This window comes from Streptomyces sp. NPDC046716, assembly GCF_040645755.1.
In the GTDB taxonomy this organism is placed as follows: Bacteria; Actinomycetota; Actinomycetes; order Streptomycetales; family Streptomycetaceae; genus Streptomyces.
Genome location: NZ_JBEYYU010000015.1, coordinates 109,629 through 131,132, shown reverse-complemented (window position 1 = coordinate 131,132; position 21,504 = coordinate 109,629). Strand labels below are relative to the sequence as shown.

21 protein-coding genes are annotated in these 21,504 nt (G+C 71.1%); 20 read left to right on the top strand and 1 reads right to left on the bottom strand.

The annotated features are described in order from the left end of the window. Positions 1-128 precede the first annotated feature (128 nt). The 9 genes from aroC (at position 129) to ABZ930_RS14435 (ending at position 9,109) form a co-directional block, all read left to right on the top strand. Positions 129-1,313, top strand: a complete 1,185-nt coding sequence (aroC, locus tag ABZ930_RS14475) for a chorismate synthase (protein ID WP_361546795.1) — start codon at positions 129-131, stop codon at positions 1,311-1,313. Between the two features lie 29 nt (positions 1,314-1,342). After that, positions 1,343-1,825 carry a shikimate kinase gene (locus tag ABZ930_RS14470; protein WP_361546848.1) on the top strand — a complete coding sequence of 161 codons (483 nt, stop codon included), beginning with the start codon at positions 1,343-1,345 and terminating at the stop codon, positions 1,823-1,825. Beyond that, positions 1,822-2,913: a 3-dehydroquinate synthase gene (aroB, locus tag ABZ930_RS14465; protein WP_361546792.1), complete on the top strand. Its 1,092-nt coding sequence runs from the start codon at positions 1,822-1,824 to the stop codon at positions 2,911-2,913. The genes ABZ930_RS14470 and aroB overlap by 4 nt, the downstream gene beginning before the upstream one ends. Before the next feature lie 134 nt (positions 2,914-3,047). Beyond that, positions 3,048-3,875 (top strand): Pro-rich N-terminal domain-containing protein, encoded by an 828-nt coding sequence (locus ABZ930_RS14460; protein WP_361546789.1) that lies wholly within the window; start codon positions 3,048-3,050, stop codon positions 3,873-3,875. Positions 3,876-3,978: 103 nt separating this feature from the next. Continuing rightward, the gene (locus tag ABZ930_RS14455) at positions 3,979-5,097 is read left to right on the top strand and encodes an aminopeptidase P family protein (RefSeq protein ID WP_361546786.1); all 1,119 of its coding nucleotides are present in this window, start codon (positions 3,979-3,981) and stop codon (positions 5,095-5,097) included. A 61-nt stretch (positions 5,098-5,158) separates the two neighbouring features. Further along, the gene (efp, locus tag ABZ930_RS14450; protein ID WP_361546783.1) at positions 5,159-5,725 is read left to right on the top strand and encodes an elongation factor P; all 567 of its coding nucleotides are present in this window, start codon (positions 5,159-5,161) and stop codon (positions 5,723-5,725) included. 2 nt (positions 5,726-5,727) lie between these two features. Then, positions 5,728-6,162, top strand: coding sequence for a transcription antitermination factor NusB (gene nusB, locus ABZ930_RS14445; protein ID WP_111665654.1), 435 nt, complete (start codon positions 5,728-5,730; stop codon positions 6,160-6,162). 104 nt (positions 6,163-6,266) lie between these two features. Further along, entirely contained in the window at positions 6,267-7,670 is a 1,404-nt protein-coding gene (locus tag ABZ930_RS14440) for an MFS transporter (RefSeq protein WP_361546780.1), read from the top strand. After that, complete coding sequence (locus ABZ930_RS14435) at positions 7,667-9,109, top strand: aminotransferase class V-fold PLP-dependent enzyme (protein ID WP_361546777.1); 1,443 nt, start codon at positions 7,667-7,669, stop codon at positions 9,107-9,109. The genes ABZ930_RS14440 and ABZ930_RS14435 overlap by 4 nt, the downstream gene beginning before the upstream one ends. Positions 9,110-9,188: 79 nt before the next feature. On the opposite strand, the gene bldD is transcribed toward ABZ930_RS14435, so the two are convergent. Beyond that, on the bottom strand, positions 9,189-9,689 hold the full coding sequence (gene bldD / locus ABZ930_RS14430) for a transcriptional regulator BldD (RefSeq protein WP_018534843.1): 501 nt from the start codon (positions 9,687-9,689) through the stop codon (positions 9,189-9,191). A gap of 243 nt (positions 9,690-9,932) precedes the next feature. Here bldD and pyrR point away from each other — a divergent pair, with 243 nt between their 5' ends. The 11 genes from pyrR to rpoZ all read left to right on the top strand — a co-directional run bounded on the left by pyrR (position 9,933) and on the right by rpoZ (position 21,464). Beyond that, positions 9,933-10,505, top strand: a complete 573-nt coding sequence (pyrR, locus tag ABZ930_RS14425; RefSeq protein ID WP_361546773.1) for a bifunctional pyr operon transcriptional regulator/uracil phosphoribosyltransferase PyrR — start codon at positions 9,933-9,935, stop codon at positions 10,503-10,505. 101 nt (positions 10,506-10,606) lie between these two features. Continuing rightward, positions 10,607-11,584 (top strand): aspartate carbamoyltransferase catalytic subunit, encoded by a 978-nt coding sequence (locus tag ABZ930_RS14420; protein WP_361546770.1) that lies wholly within the window; start codon positions 10,607-10,609, stop codon positions 11,582-11,584. A 4-nt stretch (positions 11,585-11,588) separates the two neighbouring features. Beyond that, positions 11,589-12,875 (top strand): dihydroorotase, encoded by a 1,287-nt coding sequence (locus ABZ930_RS14415; RefSeq protein WP_361546767.1) that lies wholly within the window; start codon positions 11,589-11,591, stop codon positions 12,873-12,875. Beyond that, complete coding sequence (locus ABZ930_RS14410) at positions 12,872-13,444, top strand: hypothetical protein (protein WP_361546764.1); 573 nt, start codon at positions 12,872-12,874, stop codon at positions 13,442-13,444. The genes ABZ930_RS14415 and ABZ930_RS14410 overlap by 4 nt, the downstream gene beginning before the upstream one ends. Next, entirely contained in the window at positions 13,441-14,583 is a 1,143-nt protein-coding gene (gene carA / locus ABZ930_RS14405; RefSeq protein WP_361546761.1) for a glutamine-hydrolyzing carbamoyl-phosphate synthase small subunit, read from the top strand. The genes ABZ930_RS14410 and carA overlap by 4 nt, the downstream gene beginning before the upstream one ends. After that, positions 14,576-17,884 (top strand): carbamoyl-phosphate synthase large subunit, encoded by a 3,309-nt coding sequence (carB, locus tag ABZ930_RS14400; RefSeq protein ID WP_361546758.1) that lies wholly within the window; start codon positions 14,576-14,578, stop codon positions 17,882-17,884. The genes carA and carB overlap by 8 nt, the downstream gene beginning before the upstream one ends. Before the next feature lie 80 nt (positions 17,885-17,964). Then, positions 17,965-19,074 (top strand): quinone-dependent dihydroorotate dehydrogenase, encoded by a 1,110-nt coding sequence (locus ABZ930_RS14395; RefSeq protein ID WP_361546755.1) that lies wholly within the window; start codon positions 17,965-17,967, stop codon positions 19,072-19,074. After that, the gene (gene pyrF, locus ABZ930_RS14390; protein ID WP_361546752.1) at positions 19,071-19,919 is read left to right on the top strand and encodes an orotidine-5'-phosphate decarboxylase; all 849 of its coding nucleotides are present in this window, start codon (positions 19,071-19,073) and stop codon (positions 19,917-19,919) included. The genes ABZ930_RS14395 and pyrF overlap by 4 nt, the downstream gene beginning before the upstream one ends. A 275-nt stretch (positions 19,920-20,194) precedes the next feature. Next, positions 20,195-20,518, top strand: coding sequence for an integration host factor (locus ABZ930_RS14385; protein ID WP_026246651.1), 324 nt, complete (start codon positions 20,195-20,197; stop codon positions 20,516-20,518). A 62-nt stretch (positions 20,519-20,580) separates the two neighbouring features. Then, the gene (gene gmk / locus ABZ930_RS14380; protein ID WP_111665643.1) at positions 20,581-21,138 is read left to right on the top strand and encodes a guanylate kinase; all 558 of its coding nucleotides are present in this window, start codon (positions 20,581-20,583) and stop codon (positions 21,136-21,138) included. 53 nt (positions 21,139-21,191) lie between these two features. Further along, positions 21,192-21,464, top strand: a complete 273-nt coding sequence (gene rpoZ, locus ABZ930_RS14375) for a DNA-directed RNA polymerase subunit omega (RefSeq protein ID WP_005319902.1) — start codon at positions 21,192-21,194, stop codon at positions 21,462-21,464. Positions 21,465-21,504 lie beyond the last annotated feature (40 nt).

The window sequence follows — 21,504 nt, the reverse complement described above, 5'->3', positions numbered from 1 at the left end:
AAGGCGGACAGCGGGACGAGCCCCTGGCCGGACATGGGAGGATCAGAGACGCGCGGTGGGCCGGGCACATGTGCCGTCCGGGGCCGCCCGCAGAGCCGTAACGCAGAGCGCGAGCATGAGGAGCACCGTTGAGCAGGTTGCGCTGGCTGACCGCGGGGGAGTCGCACGGACCCGCACTTGTCGCGACGCTGGAGGGACTTCCCGCCGGCGTTCCGATCACCACGGAGATGGTGGCGGACCACCTGGCACGGCGCCGCCTCGGCTATGGCCGCGGCGCGCGGATGAAGTTCGAGCAGGACGAGGTCACCTTCCTGGGCGGCGTCCGGCACGGTCTGACGCTGGGCTCCCCGGTCGCGGTCATGGTGGGCAACACCGAGTGGCCGAAGTGGGAGCAGGTCATGGCGGCCGACCCCGTCGACCCCGAGATCCTCAAGGACCTCGCGCGCAACGCGCCGCTGACCCGGCCCCGGCCCGGCCACGCGGACCTCGCGGGCATGCAGAAGTACGGCTTCGACGAGGCGCGCCCCATCCTGGAGCGGGCCTCCGCACGGGAGACCGCGGCCCGGGTGGCCCTCGGCGCGATCGCCCGGTCGTACCTGAAGGAGACGGCCGGCATCGAGATCGTCAGCCACGTCGTCGAGCTCTGCTCCGTCAAGGCCCCGCACGGCGTGTACCCGACGCCGGCGGACGTGGAGAAGCTGGACGCCGACCCGCTGCGCTGCCTGGACCCCGTCGCGTCCAAGCAGATGGTCGCGGAGGTCGACCAGGCCCACAAGGACGGCGACACGCTCGGCGGCGTCGTCGAGGTGCTGGCCTACGACGTGCCGGTGGGCCTCGGCTCGCACGTGCACTGGGACCGCAAGCTCGACGCCCGGCTCGCGGGCGCCCTCATGGGCATCCAGGCCATCAAGGGCGTCGAGATCGGTGACGGCTTCGACCTGGCCCGGGTGCCGGGCTCGCAGGCCCACGACGAGATCGTCAACACCGCCGAGGGCATCCGTCGCGTCTCCGGCCGCTCCGGTGGCACCGAGGGCGGCCTCACCACCGGCGAGCTGCTGCGGGTCCGCGCCGCGATGAAGCCGATCGCGACCGTGCCGCGCGCCCTGAAGACCGTCGACGTCGCCACCGGCGAGGCCACGCAGGCGCACCACCAGCGCTCCGACGTCTCCGCCGTGCCGGCCGCCGGCATCGTCGCCGAGGCCATGGTCGCCCTGGTCCTCGCGGACGCGGTCGCCGAGAAGTTCGGCGGCGACAGCGTGCCCGAGACCCGGCGCAACGTGCGGTCCTACCTCGACAACCTCCACATCCGGTGAGCGGGCCGAGGATCGTCCTCGTCGGGCCCATGGGCGTGGGCAAGTCGACGGTGGGCGCGCTGCTCGCCGAGCGGCTCGGCTGCTCCTACCGGGACACCGACGACGACATCGTGACCGCGCAGGGCCGGACCATCGCGGACATCTTCGTCGACGAGGGCGAGGAGAGCTTCCGTGCCATCGAGAAGGCGGCCGTCGCCTCGGCGCTGGCCGGGCACGAGGGGATCCTCGCGCTCGGCGGCGGATCGATCCTCGACGCCGACACCCGGGCACTGCTCGACGGGCAGCCGGTCGTCTTCCTCTCGATGGACGTCGAGGAAGCCGTCAAGCGGACCGGTCTGAACGTGGCCAGGCCGCTGCTCGCCGTCAACCCCCGCAAGCAGTGGCGGGAGCTGATGGAGGCGCGCCGCCACCTGTACACCGAGGTCGCCCGGGTGGTCGTGGCCACCGACGGCCGCACACCCGACGAGGTCGCAGCGGCCGTCCTCGACGCACTGGAGTTGAAGCAGGCATGAGCGAGCAGATCACCCGTATCCAGGTCGGCGGCACCGCGGGCACCGACCCCTACGAGGTACTGGTGGGCCGTCAACTCCTGGGCGAGCTCGGCCAGTTGATCGGCGATCGGGTCAAGCGGGTGGCCATCGTGCACCCCGAGGCGCTGGCCGAGACCGGCGAGGCGCTCCGCGCCGACCTGGCCGACCAGGGCTTCGAGGCCGTCGCCATCCAGGTGCCGAACGCGGAGGAGGCCAAGACCGCCGAGGTCGCCGCCTACTGCTGGAAGGCGCTCGGCCAGTCGAACTTCACGCGTTCCGACGTCATCGTCGGCGTCGGCGGCGGCGCGACCACCGACCTCGCCGGGTTCGTGGCCGCGACCTGGCTGCGCGGTGTCCGCTGGATCGCCATCCCGACCACCGTGCTCGCCATGGTGGACGCGGCGGTCGGCGGCAAGACCGGCATCAACACCGCCGAGGGCAAGAACCTCGTGGGCGCCTTCCACCCGCCGGCCGGCGTGCTGTGCGACCTGGCCGCCCTCGACTCGCTCCCGGTCAACGACTACGTGTCCGGGCTCGCCGAGGTCATCAAGGCCGGGTTCATCGCCGACGAGCGGATCCTGGAGCTGGTGGAGGAGGACCCGCAGGCGGCGCGCACGCCCGCCGGGCCGCACACCTCCGAGCTGATCGAGCGCGCCATCAAGGTCAAGGCCGAGGTGGTCTCCTCCGACCTCAAGGAGTCGGGCCTGCGCGAGATCCTCAACTACGGACACACGCTCGCCCACGCCATCGAGAAGAACGAGCGCTACAAGTGGCGGCACGGCGCCGCCGTCTCCGTCGGCATGCACTTCGCCGCCGAACTCGGCCGCCTGGCCGGTCGGTTGGACGACGCCACCGCCGACCGGCACCGCACCGTCCTGGAGTCGGTGGGGCTGCCGCTGGCGTACCGCTACGACCAGTGGCCCAAGCTGCTGGAGACGATGAAGGTCGACAAGAAGTCCCGCGGCGACCTGCTCCGCTTCATCGTCCTCGACGGCCTCGGCAAGCCCACCGTCCTGGAGGGCCCGGACCCCGCCGTCCTGCTCGCCGCCTACGGTGAAGTGGCCGAATAGCTCCGCTCGTTGAGGGCCGGGCACTTTGCGGGCACCCGGGCCGTTCACACAACGGCGGCCCGGGACGGTACCGTTCGATAGCGCTCGGTTCGCCGACGCCTCCCTGACGGTTGTACGAGACGGAGTGGCACCGGATGCAGCACGCAGTGGGGTCTCCGCTGCCACCGCCCCATCGGCCGGGGCACGGCCCGGGACCGGGCCCGGCCACCGCCGGGAGCCAGGCGCAGCAGCAGTCCGGTGCGCCCGGTTTCACCGGCGCCCCGCACCACCCGCCCGTACCGCCGCCGCACCCGCACCCGCCGGTGCCGCCGCACCGGGACACCACGGGACATGTGCAGCTCCCGCCCGGCGGCCCGGTCGCCGTGCCGAGCCCGCCGCCCGCGCAGGCCCCCGCAGACCCGAGCGGTACGACCCTCGCGGTCCTGCTGATCGGCCCCGCGGGCGCCGGCAAGACCAGCGTCGCCAAGTACTGGGCGGAGTGCCGCCGGGTGCCGACGGCCCACATCAGCCTCGACGACGTACGGGAATGGGTGCGGTCCGGATTCGCCGACCCACAGACCGGGTGGAACGACAACAGCGAGGCGCAGTACCGCCTGGCCCGTCGCACCTGCGGCTTCGCCGCGCGCAACTTCCTGGCGAACGGGATCTCGTGCATCCTCGACGACGCCGTCTTCCCCGACCGGCCGGTCGTCGGGCTCGGCGGCTGGAAGCGGCACGTGGGGCCCGGGCTGCTGCCCGTCGTCCTGCTGCCGGGCCTGGAGATCGTCCTGGAGCGCAACGCCCAGCGCAGCGGCAATCGCCGGCTGACCGACGAGGAGGTCGCCCGGATCCACGGCCGGATGGCCGGCTGGTACGGCTCGGGCCTGCCGATCATCGACAATTCCCAGCTCGACGTGGCCGGAACGGCACAGGTCCTGGACGACGTGCTCGCCCGGGCCATCGCGAGCCCGCCCCAGTGGTGAATCGTCACCCCTGAGCCGCCCCAGCCCCTCGGGGAACGTACGTACCGCCCGTCCGGACGCGCTGAACCGGCCGGGTCGCGCGTCCGCTCGTACGCTCGGCCTCATGGCAGAGGTGTACGCGGCCCGACGGGACCGGCTGAGAGAGCGTGCGACAGCGGGCGGCAGTGCGGCCGCCCTGGTGTCGCGGCCCGCCAATGTCCGCTATCTCGCCGGAGCGGCGCCGCACGGCGCGGTGCTCCTGCTGGGCCGGGAGCCCGGTGGCGGCGACGACACGCTGTTGTGCGCGCGCCCGCCGAGCGGGCAGGCCGCCGAGGGCCGGGCCGACGAGGACCTGAGAGTGCAGGTGCTGTCCGCGCCCGCCGGGGACGCGGCCGTCGCCGCAGCGGACGTGGCCGCGGCCCGGGGCGCCGACTCGCTCGCCGTCGAGGAGCACCATCTGACGGTGGCCCGGCACCGGGCGCTCGGCTCGGTCGCGCCCGGGTTGCGCCTGACCGATCTCAACCGGGCCGTCGAGCAGCTGCGGCTGGTCAAGGACGAGGAGGAGATCTCCTGTCTGCGGATCGCCGCCGAGATCGCCGACCAGGCGCTGGGCGAGCTCCTCGAATCGATCCTCGTGGGCCGCACCGAGCGGCATCTCGCCCTGGAACTGGAACGTCGACTTGTCGATCACGGCGCCGACGGCCCCGCCTTCCCCACTTCGGTCGGTACGGGGCCGAACTCGGGGCGCGGCGGGCACCGGCCCGGCGACCGCAGGGTCGAGGAGGGAGATTTCCTCTCCGTCTGCCTGGGCGCCACCTACCGCGGCTACCGCTGCGAGATCGGCCGCACCTTCGTCATCGGGACCTCGCCTGCCGACTGGCAGATCGACCTGTACGACCTGGTCTTCGCCGCTCAGCGGGCCGGCCGGGAGAGCCTGGCGCCGGGCGTGGAGTGCCGCGAGGTGGACCGGGCCGCCCGCCACGTACTGGACGCCGGGGGGTATGGTGACGGACTCGCGCAGCTGACCGGACACGGGGTGGGACTCGAAATCCAGGAGGACCCGCAGTTGGCCCCCGCCGCCATGGGTAAACTTGACGCTTGTGTGCCGGTCACCGTCGAACCGGGGGTTCACCTCCCGGGCCGGGGCGGCGTCCGGATCGATGACACGCTCGTCGTCCGCCCCGAGGCGGACGGCGGACCCGAGCTACTCACCATCACGACCAAGGAGCTGCTCGCGCTCTAGCCCCGCAGGGCTGGGTGCGGGACCCGGGGTCGTCCACGTCAGTCCAGGAGATTCCGCAACCGTGGCTTCCACGAACGACCTCAAGAACGGCCTGGTGCTCAAGCTCGACGGGGGCCAGCTCTGGTCCGTCGTCGAGTTCCAGCACGTCAAGCCCGGCAAGGGCCCTGCCTTCGTGCGCACCAAGCTCAAGAACGTGCTCTCCGGCAAGGTCGTCGACAAGACGTTCAACGCCGGCGTCAAGGTCGAGACGGCCACTGTCGACAAGCGCGACATGCAGTTCTCGTACATGGACGGCGACTACTTCGTCTTCATGGACATGGAGACCTACGACCAGCTCATGGTCGACCGCAAGGCCGTCGGCGACGCCGCCAACTTCCTGATCGAGGGCTTCACCGCCACGGTCGCCCAGCACGAGGGCGAGGTGCTCTTCGTCGAGCTGCCGGCCGCCGTCGAGCTGGTCGTCAAGGAGACCGAGCCGGGCGTCCAGGGCGACCGGTCCACCGGTGGCACCAAGCCCGCCACGCTGGAGACGGACCACCAGATCCAGGTCCCGCTCTTCATCACCACGGGCGAGAAGATCAAGGTCGACACCCGTGACAGCAGCTACCTCGGCCGGGTGAACAGCTAACCGTGGCCGCCCGTAACACGGCCCGCAAGCGAGCCTTCCAGGTCCTCTTCGAGGCCGACCAGCGCGGCGCCGACGTCGTCACGGTCCTCGCCGACTGGGTCAAGAACTCGCACAGCGACCCGCAGCAGCCGCCCGTCAGCGAGTACACGATGGAGCTGGTCGAGGGGTACGCCCCCAAGGCGCGCCGGATCGACGAGCTGATCTCGCAGTACGCCGTCGACTGGACCCTCGACCGGATGCCCGTCGTCGACCGCAACATCCTGCGGCTCGGCGCGTACGAGCTGATCTGGGTCGACGGGACCCCGGACGCCGTGGTGCTCGACGAGGCCGTATCGCTGGCCAAGGAGTTCTCCACCGACGAGTCCCCGGCGTTCATCAACGGTCTTCTGGCCCGGTTCAAGGACCTGAAGCCGTCGCTGCGCCGCGACGAGGCATAAAAGCCGCAGTCGACAGAGCCGAGCTCGCAGGCCCGAAGCAGAACTTGAACATTGTTCTGCTTCGGGCCTGGTGCGTTCCGGGGGATCCTGCGTAGGTTCTCGCCATGTCCCCAACAGGCCTCCCCGCCCGGGCCCGGATCGGCTACGGACTCGGCTCCTTCGCCACCGGCACCTTCGGTACCGTCCCCGGTCTGCTGCTGCTCTACTACCTGACCGACGTCCTCGGCGTCGGCGCGGGCCTCGCCGGACTCCTCGTCTTCCTGCCCAAGGCGTGGGACGTGCTGCTCAACCCGTGGATCGGCAGCCTCTCCGACCGCAGCACCCGCTCCCGCTTCGGCCCGCGCCGCTCCTGGATGCTGCTCGGCGCCGTCACCATGCCGCTCTGCTTCGCCGCCATGTTCGCGGCGCCCGGCGGCCTCGAAGGCGGTCCTGCCGCCGCCTATGTCGCCGTGCTCTTCCTGCTGACCGCCTCCGCGTACGCCTTCTTCCAGGTCCCGTACGTCGCCCTGCCCGCCGAACTCACCGACGACCCCGACGAGCGGGCCCGCGTGATGTCCTGGCGCGTCGCCTTCCTCGCCGTGGCGATCCTGCTGTCGGGCGCCGTCGCGCCGCTGCTCGCCGGCTCCACGGCCGACGACCGGGGCAGCGCGGACGGCTACCGGCTGATGGGGCTGGTCGTCGGCGCCGTCCTCGCGTGCGGGATGCTCGCCGCGGTGGGCGCGACGGCCGGGACCCGGGCCGTCGTCCGGACCACCAGCGAGACCGGCCTGCGCGCCCAACTGCGCGCCGCGCGCGGCAACGCGCCCTTCTTCTGGCTGCTCGCCGCCTTCGTGGTGCAGGCCGCCGCGACCGGCCTGATGCTCGCGGGCACCCAGTACTTCGCCACGTACATCCTGGACCGGCCGAGCGCCACGACCGTCCTGTTCGCCTGTCTCATCGTGCCGTCGCTGCTCGCGATGCCGCTGTGGCTGGCGGTCGGCCGCCGGAGCGGCAAGCGCGACGCGGCCATCGCCGCCTCCGTCTGCTTCCTGGTCGGCGCGCTGGGCGCGGCGGCCGGGCGCCAGCTCCCGGACACGCTGGTCTACGCGGCCGTCGCCCTGGCCGGAGTCGGGTACGCGGGCATGCAGATGCTCCCGCTCGCCCTGCTCGGCGACGCGATCGCCGCCGACGCCTACACCAGCGGCCGGCGCCGGGCAGGCGTCTTCACGGGGCTGTGGACCGCGGGGGAGACCCTCGGACTCGCCCTGGGACCCGGCCTGTTCGGGCTGGTGCTCTCGCTCGGCGGCTTCGTCTCGTCCGACGCCGACCACCGGGTGGCCCAGCCCGGCTCGGCGCTGACCGCGATCGTGACCGGCTTCGGCGTGCTGCCCGCCGTCCTGCTGCTCCTGAGCCTTCCGCTGCTGGCCCGCTACCGGCTCACCGAGACCGAACTGACCCGCCTGCGGGACGCGGCCGAGACGCGTCCCGCCCGTGCCACCGCCCCGTACGACGAGGAGAGTTCCGCATGAGCACCGACCACGACGCGATCCTGGCGCGTCTCGCCGAGCTGCGATCGGGCGACCTGCCCGTGCGCGGCGGACGCACCATGGCCTACGTCTACGACTCCGGGCTCGACGGCCTCGAAGAGCTCGCAGCCGCCGCGCAGGCCGCCTTCGCCGGGGTCAACGGCCTCGACATGACGGCCTTCCCGAGCGTCGTGGAGCTGGAGAACGACCTGGTGCGACGGGCCACCGCGCTGCTCGGCGGGGCGGCGGGCACCTTCACCAGCGGCGGCACCGAGAGCTGCCTCCTCGCCGTCCTGACGGCCCGTCAATATGCGCGCAGAGTAAGGGGAGTGACCCGGCCCGAGCTGGTGCTCCCGGACACCGCGCACGCGGCCTTCCACAAGGCGGCCGAACTCTTCGGGCTGACGGTGGTGACCGTGCCCGTCGATCCGGCCACGTTCAAGGTGCGGCCCGCCGACGTCGCGGCGGCGATCACCGAGCACACCGCCCTGGTCGTCGTCTCCGCGCCCAGTTACGCGCACGGCGTCGTCGACCCCGTCGCCGAGGTCGCCGCGTCGGCCGCGGAGCGCGGGGTGCTCTGCCACGTCGACGCCTGCATCGGCGGCTGGTACCTGGGCCACCTCCGGCGGGCCGCGGACGCCCCGGACCTCCCCGACTTCGACCTCACCGTCCCCGGTGTCACCTCGCTCTCCGTCGATCTGCACAAGTACGGGTACGCGGCGAAGGGCGCCTCGCTGCTGCTCTTCGCGGACGCGGAGCTGCGCCGGCACGGCTGGTTCGCGCACGCCTCCTGGCCCGGCTACCCCGTCGTCAACTCCACGCTCCAGGGCACCAAGTCCGCCGGACCGCTCGCCGCGGCCTGGGCGGTGACCGAGCGCGTCGGGACCGATGGTTACACCGCGCTGTCGACGCGCGTACACCGGACGACCCGGGACCTGGCCGACGGGGTCGCCAGGATCGACGGACTGCGACTGCTCGCCCGGCCCGAGGCCTCGCTCATCGCGGTCGCGTCGGACGACCCGGAGGTGGACGTGTTCGTCGTGGCGGACGAGATGCGGGCGAGCGGCTGGTACCTCCAGCCGCAGCCGGCCTTCGGCTCCTCACCGGCCAATCTGCATCTGACGGTGACGGCGGCGGTCGCGGACGAGGAGACCGTGCGGCTGCTCCTCGACGAGCTGGAGAAGGCCGTGGGACGGGCGCGGGCGGCCGGTCCCGTGCGGGTCGATCCGGCGATCGTGGAGGCCGCGGCCACGCTGGACCCGGACGCGCTGAGCGCCGAGGAGGTCGAGATCGCGCTGGCCCTCGCGGGCGTGGGGGAGGGCGGGGCGCTGCCGAGCCGGATGGCGCCGGTGCTCGCGGTTCTCCAGGCGCTGCCGCCGAGGCTGAGCGAGCGGCTGTTGCCCGAGGTCATCGGGCGGCTGTACACGGTGGCGGGGCAGTGACGCCCGAGGGGCGGAGCCGGTCGGCTCCGCCCCTCGGATGTGACGTTTCTGCTTTATCGGCCAGGCGGCCGGATCGTGCTCAGGCCTCGTCGTGCGCCACGGCGCGGCGCGCGTCGGCGTCGAGCACGCCCCAGCTGATGAGCTGCTCGGTCAGGACCGAGGGCGACTGGTCGTAGATGACCGCGAGCGTGCGCAGGTCGTCCTGGCGGATCGACAGCACCTTGCCGTTGTAGTCACCGCGCTGCGACTGGATCGTGGCGGCGTAGCGCTGCAGCGGGCCCGCCTTCTCCGGCGGCACGTGGGCCAGCCGCTCCAGGTCCAGGACCAGCTTCGGCGGGGGCTCGGCGGCGCCGCCCGGGGTGGTGCCCGGCAGCAGCTCCTGAACCGGCACGCCGTAGAAGTCCGCCAGCTCGGCGAGGCGCTGCACGGTCACGGCACGGTCGCCGCGCTCGTACGAACCGACCACGACCGCCTTCCAGCGGCCCTGGGACTTCTCCTCGACACCGTGGAGGGAAAGGCCCTGCTGGGTACGGATCGCGCGGAGCTTCGCCCCGAGCTGTTTGGCGTATTCGCTGGACATATAGCTCCCCGGACACTGCATCACTTAGCGGCTGCGCCGCGTGGCTGGTAACTCACCGTGAGGTTACGCAGCGTTACTTGGTCGCGTCAAGCCGAATGGTCCGTACCGACCATCTCCCGAATCCGGCGTTCCCGCACCTTCAGGCGGGTGATCAGCGGTGTTTCGGGGCTGGTAGTGTGGATGGCGCAATTCCGACGTCCTTTAAGGTCCGTCCCGTGAGGCGGAGAAGGGGGTCCGTTTCGTATGGACACACAGAATTCCGATGCCCGGTCCGTTCTCGAGGGCCCCGACATCGCGCGGGTACTGACCCGTATCGCCCACGAGATCGTCGAGCGCGCCAAGGGCGCCGAGGACGTGGTCCTCCTGGGCATTCCCACGCGGGGCGTCTTCCTCGCCCGCCGCCTGGCCGAGAAGCTCGAAGAGGTCACCGGCCGCACCGTCCCCGTCGGCTCGCTGGACATCACGATGTACCGCGACGACCTGCGGATGCACCCGCCGCGCGCGCTGGCCCGCACCGACATCCCCGCCGAGGGCATCGACGGCCGGCTCGTCGTCCTGGTCGACGACGTGCTCTTCTCGGGCCGCACCATCCGCGCCGCCCTCGACGCCCTGAACGACATCGGGCGCCCGCGCGCCGTGCAGCTCGCGGTCCTCGTCGACCGCGGTCACCGCGAACTCCCGATCCGCGCCGACTACGTCGGCAAGAACCTCCCCACGTCGCTGCGGGAGACGGTCAAGGTCCAGCTCTCCGAGGAGGACGGCCGCGACGCCGTGCTGCTCGGCGCCAAGCCGGACCCCAAGGCGGCCGAGCAGTAGCCACCTCTCCTGCCGCACGTGTCCCACGTGCGGCGAGACAGGTGCGCCCTCGCGCGCCCGTATGCCCCGAAACGTCCTGAACTTCCTTACGGAGCACCCCGATGATGCGACACCTCATCTCGGCCGCCGACCTCACCCGCGACGACGCCGTCCTCATCCTCGACACCGCCGGGGAGATGGCGCGGGTCGCCGACCGGCCCATCAAGAAGCTGCCCGCGCTGCGCGGCCGGACCATCTGCAACCTCTTCTTCGAGGACTCGACGCGGACGCGGATCTCGTTCGAGGCCGCCGAGAAGCGCCTGTCCGCCGACGTCATCAACTTCGCCGCCAAGGGCTCCAGCGTCTCCAAGGGCGAGTCCCTGAAGGACACCGCCCAGACGCTCGAGGCCATGGGCGTCGACGCGGTCGTCATCCGGCACAGCGCCTCCGGCGCCCCGTACCGGCTCGCGACCTCCGGCTGGATCGACGCCCCGGTCATCAACGCCGGCGACGGCACCCACCAGCACCCCACCCAGGCGCTGCTCGACGCCTTCACCATGCGCCGCCGTCTGGTCGGCCGGGACGCCGGGATCGGCCAGGGCCTGGACGGCAAGCGCGTCACCCTCGTCGGCGACGTCCTGCACAGCCGCGTCGCCCGCTCGAACGTCGACCTGCTGCACACCCTGGGCGCCGAGGTCACCCTCGTCGCGCCCCCCACCCTGCTGCCCGTCGGCGTCGAGTCCTGGCCCTGCGAGGTCAGCTACGACCTGGACAGCACGCTGCCGAAGACGGACGCCGTGATGATGCTCCGCGTGCAGCGGGAGCGCATGAACGCGGCCTTCTTCCCGACCGAGCGCGAGTACTCGCGGCGCTACGGCCTCGACGGCGACCGCATGGCGAAGATGCCCGGCCACGCCATCGTGATGCACCCCGGCCCGATGGTCCGGGGCATGGAGATCACCGCCGAGGTCGCCGACTCCGACCGCTGCACCGTCATCGAGCAGGTCGCCAACGGCGTCCACACGCGGATGGCCGTCCTCTACCTGCTTCTGGGCGGCAACGAGCCCGCCGTCACGCACACCCGTACCGAGGGGAACTAAGAACATGAGCAAGATCCTGATCCGTGGTGCGAAGGTGCTCGGCGGCGAGCCGCAGGACGTCCTGATCGACGGCGAGACCATCGCCGAGGTCGGCACCGGCATCGACGCCGAGGGCGCCGAGGTCGTCGAGGCCGACGGCAAGGTCCTCCTGCCGGGCCTCGTCGACCTCCACACCCACCTGCGCGAGCCGGGCCGCGAGGACTCCGAGACCGTCCTGACCGGCACGCAGGCCGCCGCCTCCGGTGGCTACACGGCCGTGTTCGCCATGGCCAACACCTTCCCCGTCGCCGACACCGCCGGCGTCGTCGAGCAGGTCTACCGGCTCGGCCAGGAGCACGGCTACTGCGACGTGCAGCCCATCGGCGCCGTCACCGTCGGCCTTGAAGGACAGAAGCTCGCCGAGCTCGGCGCCATGCACGAGTCCGCCGCCGGCGTCACCGTCTTCTCCGACGACGGCAAGTGCGTCCACGACGCCGTGATCATGCGCCGAGCCCTGGAGTACGTGAAGGCCTTCGGCGGCGTCGTCGCCCAGCACGCGCAGGAGCCCCGCCTCACCGAGGGCGCCCAGATGAACGAGGGCACCGTCTCCGCCGAGCTGGGCCTGGGCGGCTGGCCCGCCGTGGCCGAAGAATCGATCATCGCCCGGGACGTCCTGCTCGCCGAGCACGTCGGATCCCGCGTCCACATCTGTCACCTGTCGACCGCCGGGTCCGTGGAGATCGTGCGCTGGGCCAAGTCCCGCGGCATCGACGTCACCGCCGAGGTCACCCCGCACCACCTGCTCCTCACCGACGAGCTGGTGCGCTCGTACAACCCGGTCTACAAGGTGAACCCGCCGCTGCGCACCGAGAAGGACGTCATGGCGCTGCGCGAGGCGCTCGCCGACGGCACGATCGACATCGTCGCCACCGACCACGCCCCGCACCCGCACGAGGACAAGGACTGCGAGTGGGCCGCGGCCGCCATGGGCATGGTCGGCCTGGAGACCGCGCTCGGCGTCGTCCAGCAGACGATGGTCGAGACGGGCCTGCTCGACTGGGCCGGCGTCGCCGACCGGATGTCCGTCAAGCCCGCCCAGATCGGCCGGGCCGCCGGCCATGGACGTCCCGTCTCGGCAGGTGAGCCCGCCAACCTGGTTCTGGTCGACGCCGACTACCGTGGAGCCGTGGACCCCGCGGGCTTCGCCTCCCGCAGCCGCAACACCCCGTACGAGGGCCGTGAGCTGCCGGGGCGCGTCACCCACACCTGGCTGCGGGGCAAGGCCACCCTCGCCGACGGGAAGCTCGCGTGACACCTCTGCTGCAACTGGCCGCCGAACAGAAGTCGGCGGACGTGACCGACTGGCCCGACCGGATCGGCTGGATCGTCGGACTGCTCCTCTTCATCGCGCTCGTCTACTGGCTGATGCGCCAGGGCTGGAAGTGGCGCGGCACGCTCCAGAGCGACCTGCCGCCGCTGCCCGCCGCGCCCGAAGAGCGCGGTGCGGTGAAACTTGAGCTGAGCGGCCGGTACCACGGCTCCACGAGCGCCGGGCAGTGGCTCGACCGCATCGTGGCGCACGGCCTCGGCACCCGCAGCCGGGTCGAGCTGACCCTGACGGACGCGGGCCTGGACGTCGTACGCCCCGGGGCGAGCGACTTCTTCGTCCCGGTGGAGGCGCTGCGGGAGGCCCGGCTCGACAAGGGCATCGCGGGCAAGGTGCTCACGGAGGGCGGTCTGCTGATCGTCACCTGGGCGCACGGAGACAAGCTGATCGACTCCGGCTTCCGCTCGGACCACGCCGCCGAGCAGGCCGAGTGGGTCAGCACCATCAACGACATGATCAACACGACCATCACGACGGAAGGCACCGCACGATGACCACCTCCACCAGGGGAACCAGCAAGGTTCCCGCCGTTCTCGTCCTGGAGGACGGCCGGGTGTTCCGCGGCCGCGCCTACGGGGCCGTGGGGGAGACCTTCGGCGAGGCCGTGTTCTCCACCGGCATGACCGGCTACCAGGAGACCCTGACCGACCCGTCGTACGACCGCCAGATCGTGGTCGCCACCGCCCCGCAGATCGGCAACACGGGCTGGAACGACGAGGACGACGAGTCGAGCCGCATCTGGGTCTCGGGCTACGTCGTGCGCGACCCCGCCCGCATCCCCTCCAACTGGCGCGCGAAGCGCTCGCTCGACGACGAGCTGGTCGCCCAGGACATCGTCGGCATCAGCGGCATCGACACCCGCGCCCTCACCCGCCATCTGCGCGAGCGCGGCTCCATGCGCTCGGGCATCTTCTCCGGCGAGACGCTCCCGGCCGACGCCGAGCTCGTCGCGAAGGTCCAGGCGCAGCCCCAGATGAAGGGCGCGAGCCTGTACGAGGAGGTCGCCACCAAGGAGGCCTACGTCGTCCCGGCGATCGGCACCAAGCGCTTCACCGTCGCCGCGATCGACCTCGGCATCAAGGGCATGACCCCGCACCGCATGGCCGAGCGCGGCATCGAGGTGCACGTCCTCCCGGCGACCGCCACCGAGGACGACGTCTACGCCGTCAACCCCGACGGCGTCTTCTTCTCCAACGGCCCGGGCGACCCGGCGACCGCCGAGGGACCGGTCGCGCTGATGACCGCCGTCCTCGGCCGCAAGACGCCGCTGTTCGGCATCTGCTTCGGCAACCAGATCCTCGGCCGCGCCCTCGGCTTCGGCACGTACAAGCTGAAGTACGGCCACCGCGGCATCAACCAGCCGGTGCAGGACCGCACCACCGGCAAGGTCGAGGTCACCGCGCACAACCACGGCTTCGCCGTGGACGCGCCGCTCGACAAGGTCAGCGAGACGACGTTCGGCCGCGCCGAGGTCTCCCACGTCTGCCTGAACGACCAGGTCGTCGAAGGCCTCCAGCTGCTCGACCAGCCGGCCTTCTCCGTCCAGTACCACCCGGAGGCGGCGGCCGGTCCGCACGACGCCGCCTACCTGTTCGACCGCTTCGTTTCCCTGATGGAGGGCCAGCGTGCCTAAGCGCTCCGATATCCAGTCCGTCCTGGTCATCGGCTCCGGCCCGATCGTCATCGGCCAGGCCGCCGAGTTCGACTACTCCGGCACCCAGGCGTGCCGGGTCCTGAAGTCCGAGGGCCTGCGGGTCATCCTCGTGAACTCCAACCCGGCGACGATCATGACCGACCCGGAGATCGCCGACGCCACGTACGTCGAGCCGATCACCCCCGAGTTCGTCGAGAAGATCATCGCCAAGGAGCGCCCCGACGCGCTGCTGCCGACCCTCGGCGGCCAGACGGCCCTCAACACGGCCATCTCCATGCACGAGCAGGGCGTCCTCGAGAAGTACGGTGTCGAGCTCATCGGCGCCAACGTCGAGGCGATCAACAAGGGCGAGGACCGCGACCTCTTCAAGGGAGTCGTCGAGGAGGTCCGCAAGAAGATCGGCCACGGCGAGTCCGCCCGCTCGGTCATCTGCCACTCCATGGACGACGTGCTCCAGGGCGTCGACACCCTCGGCGGCTACCCCGTCGTCGTCCGCCCCTCCTTCACCATGGGCGGCGCCGGTTCCGGCTTTGCGCACGACGAGGAGGAGCTGCGCCGCATCGCCGGTCAGGGCCTCACGCTCTCCCCGACCACCGAGGTGCTCCTGGAGGAGTCCATCCTCGGCTGGAAGGAGTACGAGCTGGAGCTGATGCGCGACAAGAACGACAACGTCGTGGTCGTCTGCTCCATCGAGAACTTCGACCCGATGGGCGTGCACACCGGCGACTCGATCACCGTCGCGCCCTCGATGACGCTGACCGACCGCGAGTACCAGCGGCTGCGCGACATCGGCATCGCGATCATCCGCGAGGTCGGCGTCGACACCGGCGGCTGCAACATCCAGTTCGCGATCAACCCCGACGACGGCCGCGTCATCGTCATCGAGATGAACCCGCGCGTCTCCCGCTCCTCGGCGCTCGCCTCCAAGGCCACCGGCTTCCCGATCGCGAAGATCGCCGCGAAGCTCGCCGTGGGCTACACGCTCGACGAGATCCCCAACGACATCACCGAGAAGACGCCGGCCTCCTTCGAGCCGACGCTCGACTACGTGGTCGTGAAGGCCCCGCGCTTCGCCTTCGAGAAGTTCCCGTCGGCCGACTCCACCCTCACCACCACCATGAAGTCGGTCGGCGAGGCCATGGCCATCGGCCGCAACTTCACCGAGGCGTTCCAGAAGGCGCTGCGCTCCCTGGAGAAGAAGGGCTCGCAGTTCACCTTCGTGGGCCCGGTCGGCGACAAGACCGCGCTCCTCGAAGAGGCCGTGCGCCCGACCGACGGCCGGATCAACACCGTCATGGAGGCGATCCGCGCCGGTGCCACGCCCGAGGAGATCTTCGACTACACGAAGATCGACCCGTGGTTCGTCGACCAGCTGTTCCTCATCAAGGAGACGGCCGACGAGCTGGCCGGTGCTCCGGAGCTGACCAAGGACCTGATCGCCGAGGCCAAGCGGCACGGCTTCTCCGACCACCAGATCGCCGAGATCCGCGGCCTGCGCGAGGACGTCGTCCGCGAGGTCCGGCACGCGCTCGGGGTCCGCCCGGTCTACAAGACGGTCGACACCTGCGCCGCCGAGTTCGCCGCGAAGACGCCGTACTTCTACTCCTCGTACGACGAGGAGACCGAGGTCGCGCAGCGCACCAAGCCCGCCGTGATCATCCTGGGCTCGGGCCCGAACCGCATCGGCCAGGGCATCGAGTTCGACTACTCCTGCGTCCACGCCTCCTTCGCGCTCAGCGACGCGGGCTACGAGACCGTGATGGTCAACTGCAACCCGGAGACCGTCTCCACGGACTACGACACGTCCGACCGCCTCTACTTCGAGCCGCTGACGCTCGAGGACGTGCTCGAGATCGTGCACGCCGAGTCCCTCGCGGGCCCGCTCGCGGGCGTCATCGTGCAGCTCGGCGGCCAGACCCCGCTGGGCCTCGCCCAGGCGCTCAAGGACAACGGCGTGCCCGTCGTCGGCACCTCCCCGGAGGCGATCCACGCCGCCGAGGACCGCGGCGCCTTCGGCCGCGTCCTCGCCGAGGCCGGACTGCCCGCCCCCAAGCACGGCACCGCCACCACCTTCGCCGAGGCCAAGGCCATCGCCGACGAGATCGGCTACCCGGTCCTCGTCCGCCCGTCCTACGTGCTCGGCGGCCGCGGCATGGAGATCGTCTACGACGAGACCCGGCTGTCCGCGTACATCGAGGAGTCCACCGAGATCAGCCCCTCGCGGCCGGTCCTCGTGGACCGCTTCCTCGACGACGCCATCGAGATCGACGTCGACGCCCTGTACGACGGCGAGGAGCTGTACCTCGGCGGCGTCATGGAGCACATCGAGGAGGCCGGCATCCACTCCGGCGACTCGGCGTGCGCCCTGCCCCCGATCACCCTCGGCGGCTTCGACATCAAGCGCCTGCGCGTCTCGACCGAGGCCATCGCCAAGGGCGTCGGCGTGCGCGGACTGATCAACATCCAGTTCGCGATGGCGGGTGACATCCTCTACGTCCTGGAGGCCAACCCGCGCGCCTCCCGCACCGTCCCCTTCACCTCGAAGGCGACCGCGGTGCCGCTCGCGAAGGCCGCCGCCCGCATCTCGCTGGGCGCCACCGTCGCCGAGCTGCGCGCCGAGGGCTTGCTGCCGAAGAACGGCGACGGCGGCACCCTGCCGCTGGACGCGCCGATCTCCGTCAAGGAGGCCGTCATGCCGTGGTCGCGGTTCCGCGACATCCACGGCCGCGGCGTCGACACGGTCCTCGGCCCGGAGATGCGCTCCACCGGCGAGGTCATGGGCATCGACTCGGTCTTCGGCACGGCGTACGCCAAGTCGCAGGCCGGTGCCTACGGCCCGCTGCCGACCAAGGGCCGCGCGTTCATCTCGGTCGCCAACCGCGACAAGCGCTCGATGATCTTCCCGGCGCGCGAGCTGGTCGCCCACGGCTTCGAGCTGCTCGCCACGTCCGGCACGGCCGAGGTGCTCAAGCGCAACGGCATCAACGCCACCGTCGTGCGCAAGCAGTCCGAGGGCGAGGGCCCGAACGGCGAGAAGACGATCGTCCAGCTCATCCACGACGGTGACGTCGACCTGATCGTCAACACGCCGTACGGCACCGGTGGCCGCCTCGACGGCTACGAGATCCGGACGGCCGCCGTGGCCCGCTCCGTGCCCTGCCTCACCACGGTCCAGGCCCTCGCGGCCGCCGTCCAGGGCATCGACGCGCTCAACCACGGCGACGTGGGCGTCAGCTCACTGCAGGAACACGCGGAACACCTGACCGCGGCCCGCGACTAGCAGCCCAAGAGGGGGACACCGAAACGGTGTCCCCCTCTTCATGAGCCCACCGCCTCGTGAGCACCTCTAGGACTTGAGTCATGTACAAGCTGTTCTTCAACCTCGTCTTCAAGCGCATGGACCCCGAGAAGGCCCACTACCTGGCCTTCCGCTGGATCCGCCTCGCGGCCCGCACCCCGGTCCTGCGCACCTTCGTCGCCGCCGCCCTCGCGCCCCGCCACGAGGAGCTGCGCACCGAGGCCCTCGGCCTGCGCATGCACGGCCCCTTCGGGCTCGCCGCCGGCTTCGACAAGAACGCCATCGCCATCGACGGCATGTCGATGCTCGGCTTCGACCACATCGAGATCGGCACCGTCACCGGCGAGCCGCAGCCCGGCAACCCCAAGAAGCGCCTCTTCCGCCTCGTGCAGGACCGCGCCCTCATCAACCGCATGGGCTTCAACAACGAGGGCTCCCTCGCCGTCGCCGCCCGCCTGGCCTCCCGCAACCCGGTCTTCAGGACCACGGTCGGCGTGAACATCGGCAAGACCAAGGTCGTCCCCGAGGCCGAGGCCGTCGCCGACTACGTGAAGTCCACCGAGCGCCTGGCCGCCTTCGCCGACTACCTCGTGGTCAACGTCTCCTCGCCGAACACGCCCGGCCTGCGCAACCTCCAGGCCACCGAGGCGCTGCGCCCCCTGCTGACGGCCGTGCGCGAGGCCGCCGACCGCACGGTGCGCGCACGCCGCGTGCCCCTCCTGGTGAAGATCGCGCCCGACCTCGCCGACGAGGACGTCGACGCCGTCGCCGACCTGGCGGTCGAACTCGGCCTGGACGGCATCATCGCCACGAACACGACGATCTCCCGCGAGGGTCTGCGGACCAAGGGCGACGTCGTGAACGAGACGGGCGGCCTGTCCGGCGCTCCCCTCAAGGAACGCTCCCTGGAGGTCCTCAGGCGCCTCTACGCGCGCGTGGGGGACAAGATCACCCTCGTGGGCGTCGGCGGCATCGAGAACGCCGAGGACGCCTGGCAGCGCATCCTCGCCGGCGCCACGCTCATCCAGGGCTACTCGGCCTTCATCTACGAGGGCCCGTTCTACGCCCGAGCCATCCACAAGGGCCTCGCCGCCCGCCTCCGTACCAGCCCGTACGCCACCCTCGCCGACGCGATCGGCGCCGATGTCAGGAAGAAGGCCAACGCCGCATGACCGCTCCGGAACCCTTCGGCACCCGCCTGCGCCGCGTCATGGACGAGCGCGGCCCGCTCTGCGTCGGCATCGACCCGCACGCCGCCCTGCTCGCCTCCTGGGGCCTGAAGGACGACATCGCCGGCCTGGAGACCTTCACCCGGACCACCGTCGAGGCGCTGGCGGAGACGGTCGCCGTGGTCAAGCCGCAGATGGCCTTCTTCGAGCGGTTCGGCTCGCGCGGCGTCGCCGTGCTGGAGCGGGCCGTCGCCGACCTGCGGGCCGCGGGCACCCTCGTCGTCATGGACGCCAAGCGCGGCGACATCGGCTCCACCATGGCCGCGTACGCGCAGACCTACCTGCACCAGGACTCCCCGCTGTTCGTGGACGCCCTGACCGTGTCGCCCTACCTCGGCTACGGCTCGCTGAAGCCCGCCGTCGACCTCGCGCGCGAATCCGGCGCCGGCCTCTTCGTGCTCGCGCTGACCTCCAACCCGGAGGGCGGCGAGGTCCAGCACGCCGTGCGGGCCGACGGGAAGAACGTGGGCGCCACGATGCTCGCCCACCTCACCGAGGAGAACGCCGGCGCGGCCCCCATGGGCTCCTTCGGCGCGGTCGTCGGCGCGACCCTGGGCGACCTGTCCTCGTACGCGCTCGACATCAACGGCCCGCTCCTCGCGCCCGGCATCGGCGCGCAGGGCGCCACGGCGGCCGATCTTCCGGCCGTCTTCGGCTCCGCGGTCCACAACGTCGTACCGAACGTGAGCCGGGGCGTCCTCAAGGAAGGACCCTCCGTGACCGCGCTGCGGGACGCGGCCGTGCGGTTCGCGGACGAGGTGCGTGAGGCGGTCGGGACCGCGAATTGAGGCTGCTCAGGGGTGGCACTGCGTGCCGACCTTTGGCCGAGCGTCCGAATCCTGACCGATTTAGCAGACGATTTGCCCGAAATGCGCGGCCTGGGCAAGGCTGACCAGGACTTTTCCTCTGTTCTCGCTGACTCTGACCGCCGTGGCCGCTAGTCTCCGACGAGAGCGAACAGGCGAACGCAGGCAAGCGCGTTGCTCGTTGCTCACCAGGTGTGGGGCGACTAGGTTCCTCACCGGTCCGTATCCGACAGTTCGACATCCGAGGTGACGTAGGCGTGGCTCTTCCGCCCCTTACCCCTGAACAGCGCGCAGCCGCGCTCGAAAAGGCCGCCGCGGCTCGCCGGGAGCGGGCCGAGGTCAAGAATCGACTCAAGCACTCCGGCGCCTCCCTGCACGAGGTCATCAAGCAGGGCCAGGAGAACGACGTCATCGGCAAGATGAAGGTCTCCGCCCTGCTCGAGTCCCTGCCGGGCGTGGGCAAGGTCCGCGCCAAGCAGATCATGGAGCGCCTCGGGATCTCCGAATCCCGCCGGGTCCGCGGTCTCGGTTCCAACCAGATCGCCTCCCTGGAGCGCGAGTTCGGCAGCACCGGGGCCTGAGTGACTCCGGACCGGCCCCGGGGCTGGTCCGGGCACTCCGGAACAACTGGAATAATCGCTGCATGAGTGAACGTCCGCGGCTGACCGTGCTCTCCGGCCCCTCCGGGGTCGGCAAGAGCACGGTCGTCGCCCATATGCGCAAGGAACACCCCGAGGTCTGGCTCTCGGTGTCGGCGACGACCCGCAAGCCGCGCCCGGGCGAGAAGCACGGAGTCCAGTACTTCTTCGTCACCGACGAGGAAATGGACAAGCTGATCGCCAACGGCGAGCTCCTCGAGTGGGCCGAGTTCGCGGGGAACCGCTACGGCACCCCGCGGCGTGCCGTCCTCGACCGCCTCGAGGCGGGCGAGCCGGTGCTCCTCGAGATCGACCTCCAGGGCGCCCGGCTGGTCCGTGAGTCGATGCCCGAGGCGCAGCTGGTCTTCCTCGCCCCGCCGAGCTGGGACGAGCTGGTGCGTAGGCTCACCGGGCGCGGTACCGAGGCGCCGGAGGTCATCGAGCGCAGGCTCGAGGCCGCCAAGGTGGAGCTGGCCGCCGAGACGGAGTTCGACACGAGCCTTGTCAATACCTCCGTCGAGGACGTGGCGCGCGAGCTGCTAGCCTTGATGAAAGTTCTTTGATCTTTACCCCAGTCGGGACCCCTCCGGTCCCGGCCCCCATCGGAAGGCAGAGAGTGTCCTCTTCCATCACCGCGCCCGAGGGCATCATCAACCCGCCGATTGATGAGCTGCTCGAAGCAACCGACTCGAAGTACAGCCTGGTCATCTACGCCGCCAAGCGCGCGCGTCAGATCAACGCGTACTACTCGCAGCTCGGTGAGGGCCTGCTCGAGTACGTCGGCCCGCTGGTGGACACCCACGTCCACGAGAAGCCGCTCTCGATCGCCCTCCGCGAGATCAACGCGGGCCTGCTGACGTCCGAGGCCATCGAGGGCCCGGCGCAGTAGCACCCGCTTCTCGCGGTATTCACGTCACCACAGGCCCGGC

Bases quoted from the DNA above. Each gene is read 5' to 3' on its own strand.
- ABZ930_RS14470 (WP_361546848.1), top strand. From the start codon at position 1,343: ATGGGCGTGGGCAAGTCGACGGTGGGCGCGCTGCTCGCCGAGCGGCTC.
- aroB (WP_361546792.1), top strand. From the start codon at position 1,822: ATGAGCGAGCAGATCACCCGTATCCAGGTCGGCGGCACCGCGGGCACC.
- ABZ930_RS14460 (WP_361546789.1), top strand. From the start codon at position 3,048: ATGCAGCACGCAGTGGGGTCTCCGCTGCCACCGCCCCATCGGCCGGGG.
- ABZ930_RS14455 (WP_361546786.1), top strand. From the start codon at position 3,979: ATGGCAGAGGTGTACGCGGCCCGACGGGACCGGCTGAGAGAGCGTGCG.
- ABZ930_RS14440 (WP_361546780.1), top strand. From the start codon at position 6,267: ATGTCCCCAACAGGCCTCCCCGCCCGGGCCCGGATCGGCTACGGACTC.
- ABZ930_RS14435 (WP_361546777.1), top strand. From the start codon at position 7,667: ATGAGCACCGACCACGACGCGATCCTGGCGCGTCTCGCCGAGCTGCGA.
- bldD (WP_018534843.1), bottom strand. From the start codon at position 9,689: ATGTCCAGCGAATACGCCAAACAGCTCGGGGCGAAGCTCCGCGCGATC.
- pyrR (WP_361546773.1), top strand. From the start codon at position 9,933: ATGGACACACAGAATTCCGATGCCCGGTCCGTTCTCGAGGGCCCCGAC.
- ABZ930_RS14420 (WP_361546770.1), top strand. From the start codon at position 10,607: ATGATGCGACACCTCATCTCGGCCGCCGACCTCACCCGCGACGACGCC.
- ABZ930_RS14415 (WP_361546767.1), top strand. From the start codon at position 11,589: ATGAGCAAGATCCTGATCCGTGGTGCGAAGGTGCTCGGCGGCGAGCCG.
- carA (WP_361546761.1), top strand. From the start codon at position 13,441: ATGACCACCTCCACCAGGGGAACCAGCAAGGTTCCCGCCGTTCTCGTC.
- ABZ930_RS14395 (WP_361546755.1), top strand. From the start codon at position 17,965: ATGTACAAGCTGTTCTTCAACCTCGTCTTCAAGCGCATGGACCCCGAG.
- pyrF (WP_361546752.1), top strand. From the start codon at position 19,071: ATGACCGCTCCGGAACCCTTCGGCACCCGCCTGCGCCGCGTCATGGAC.
- gmk (WP_111665643.1), top strand. From the start codon at position 20,581: ATGAGTGAACGTCCGCGGCTGACCGTGCTCTCCGGCCCCTCCGGGGTC.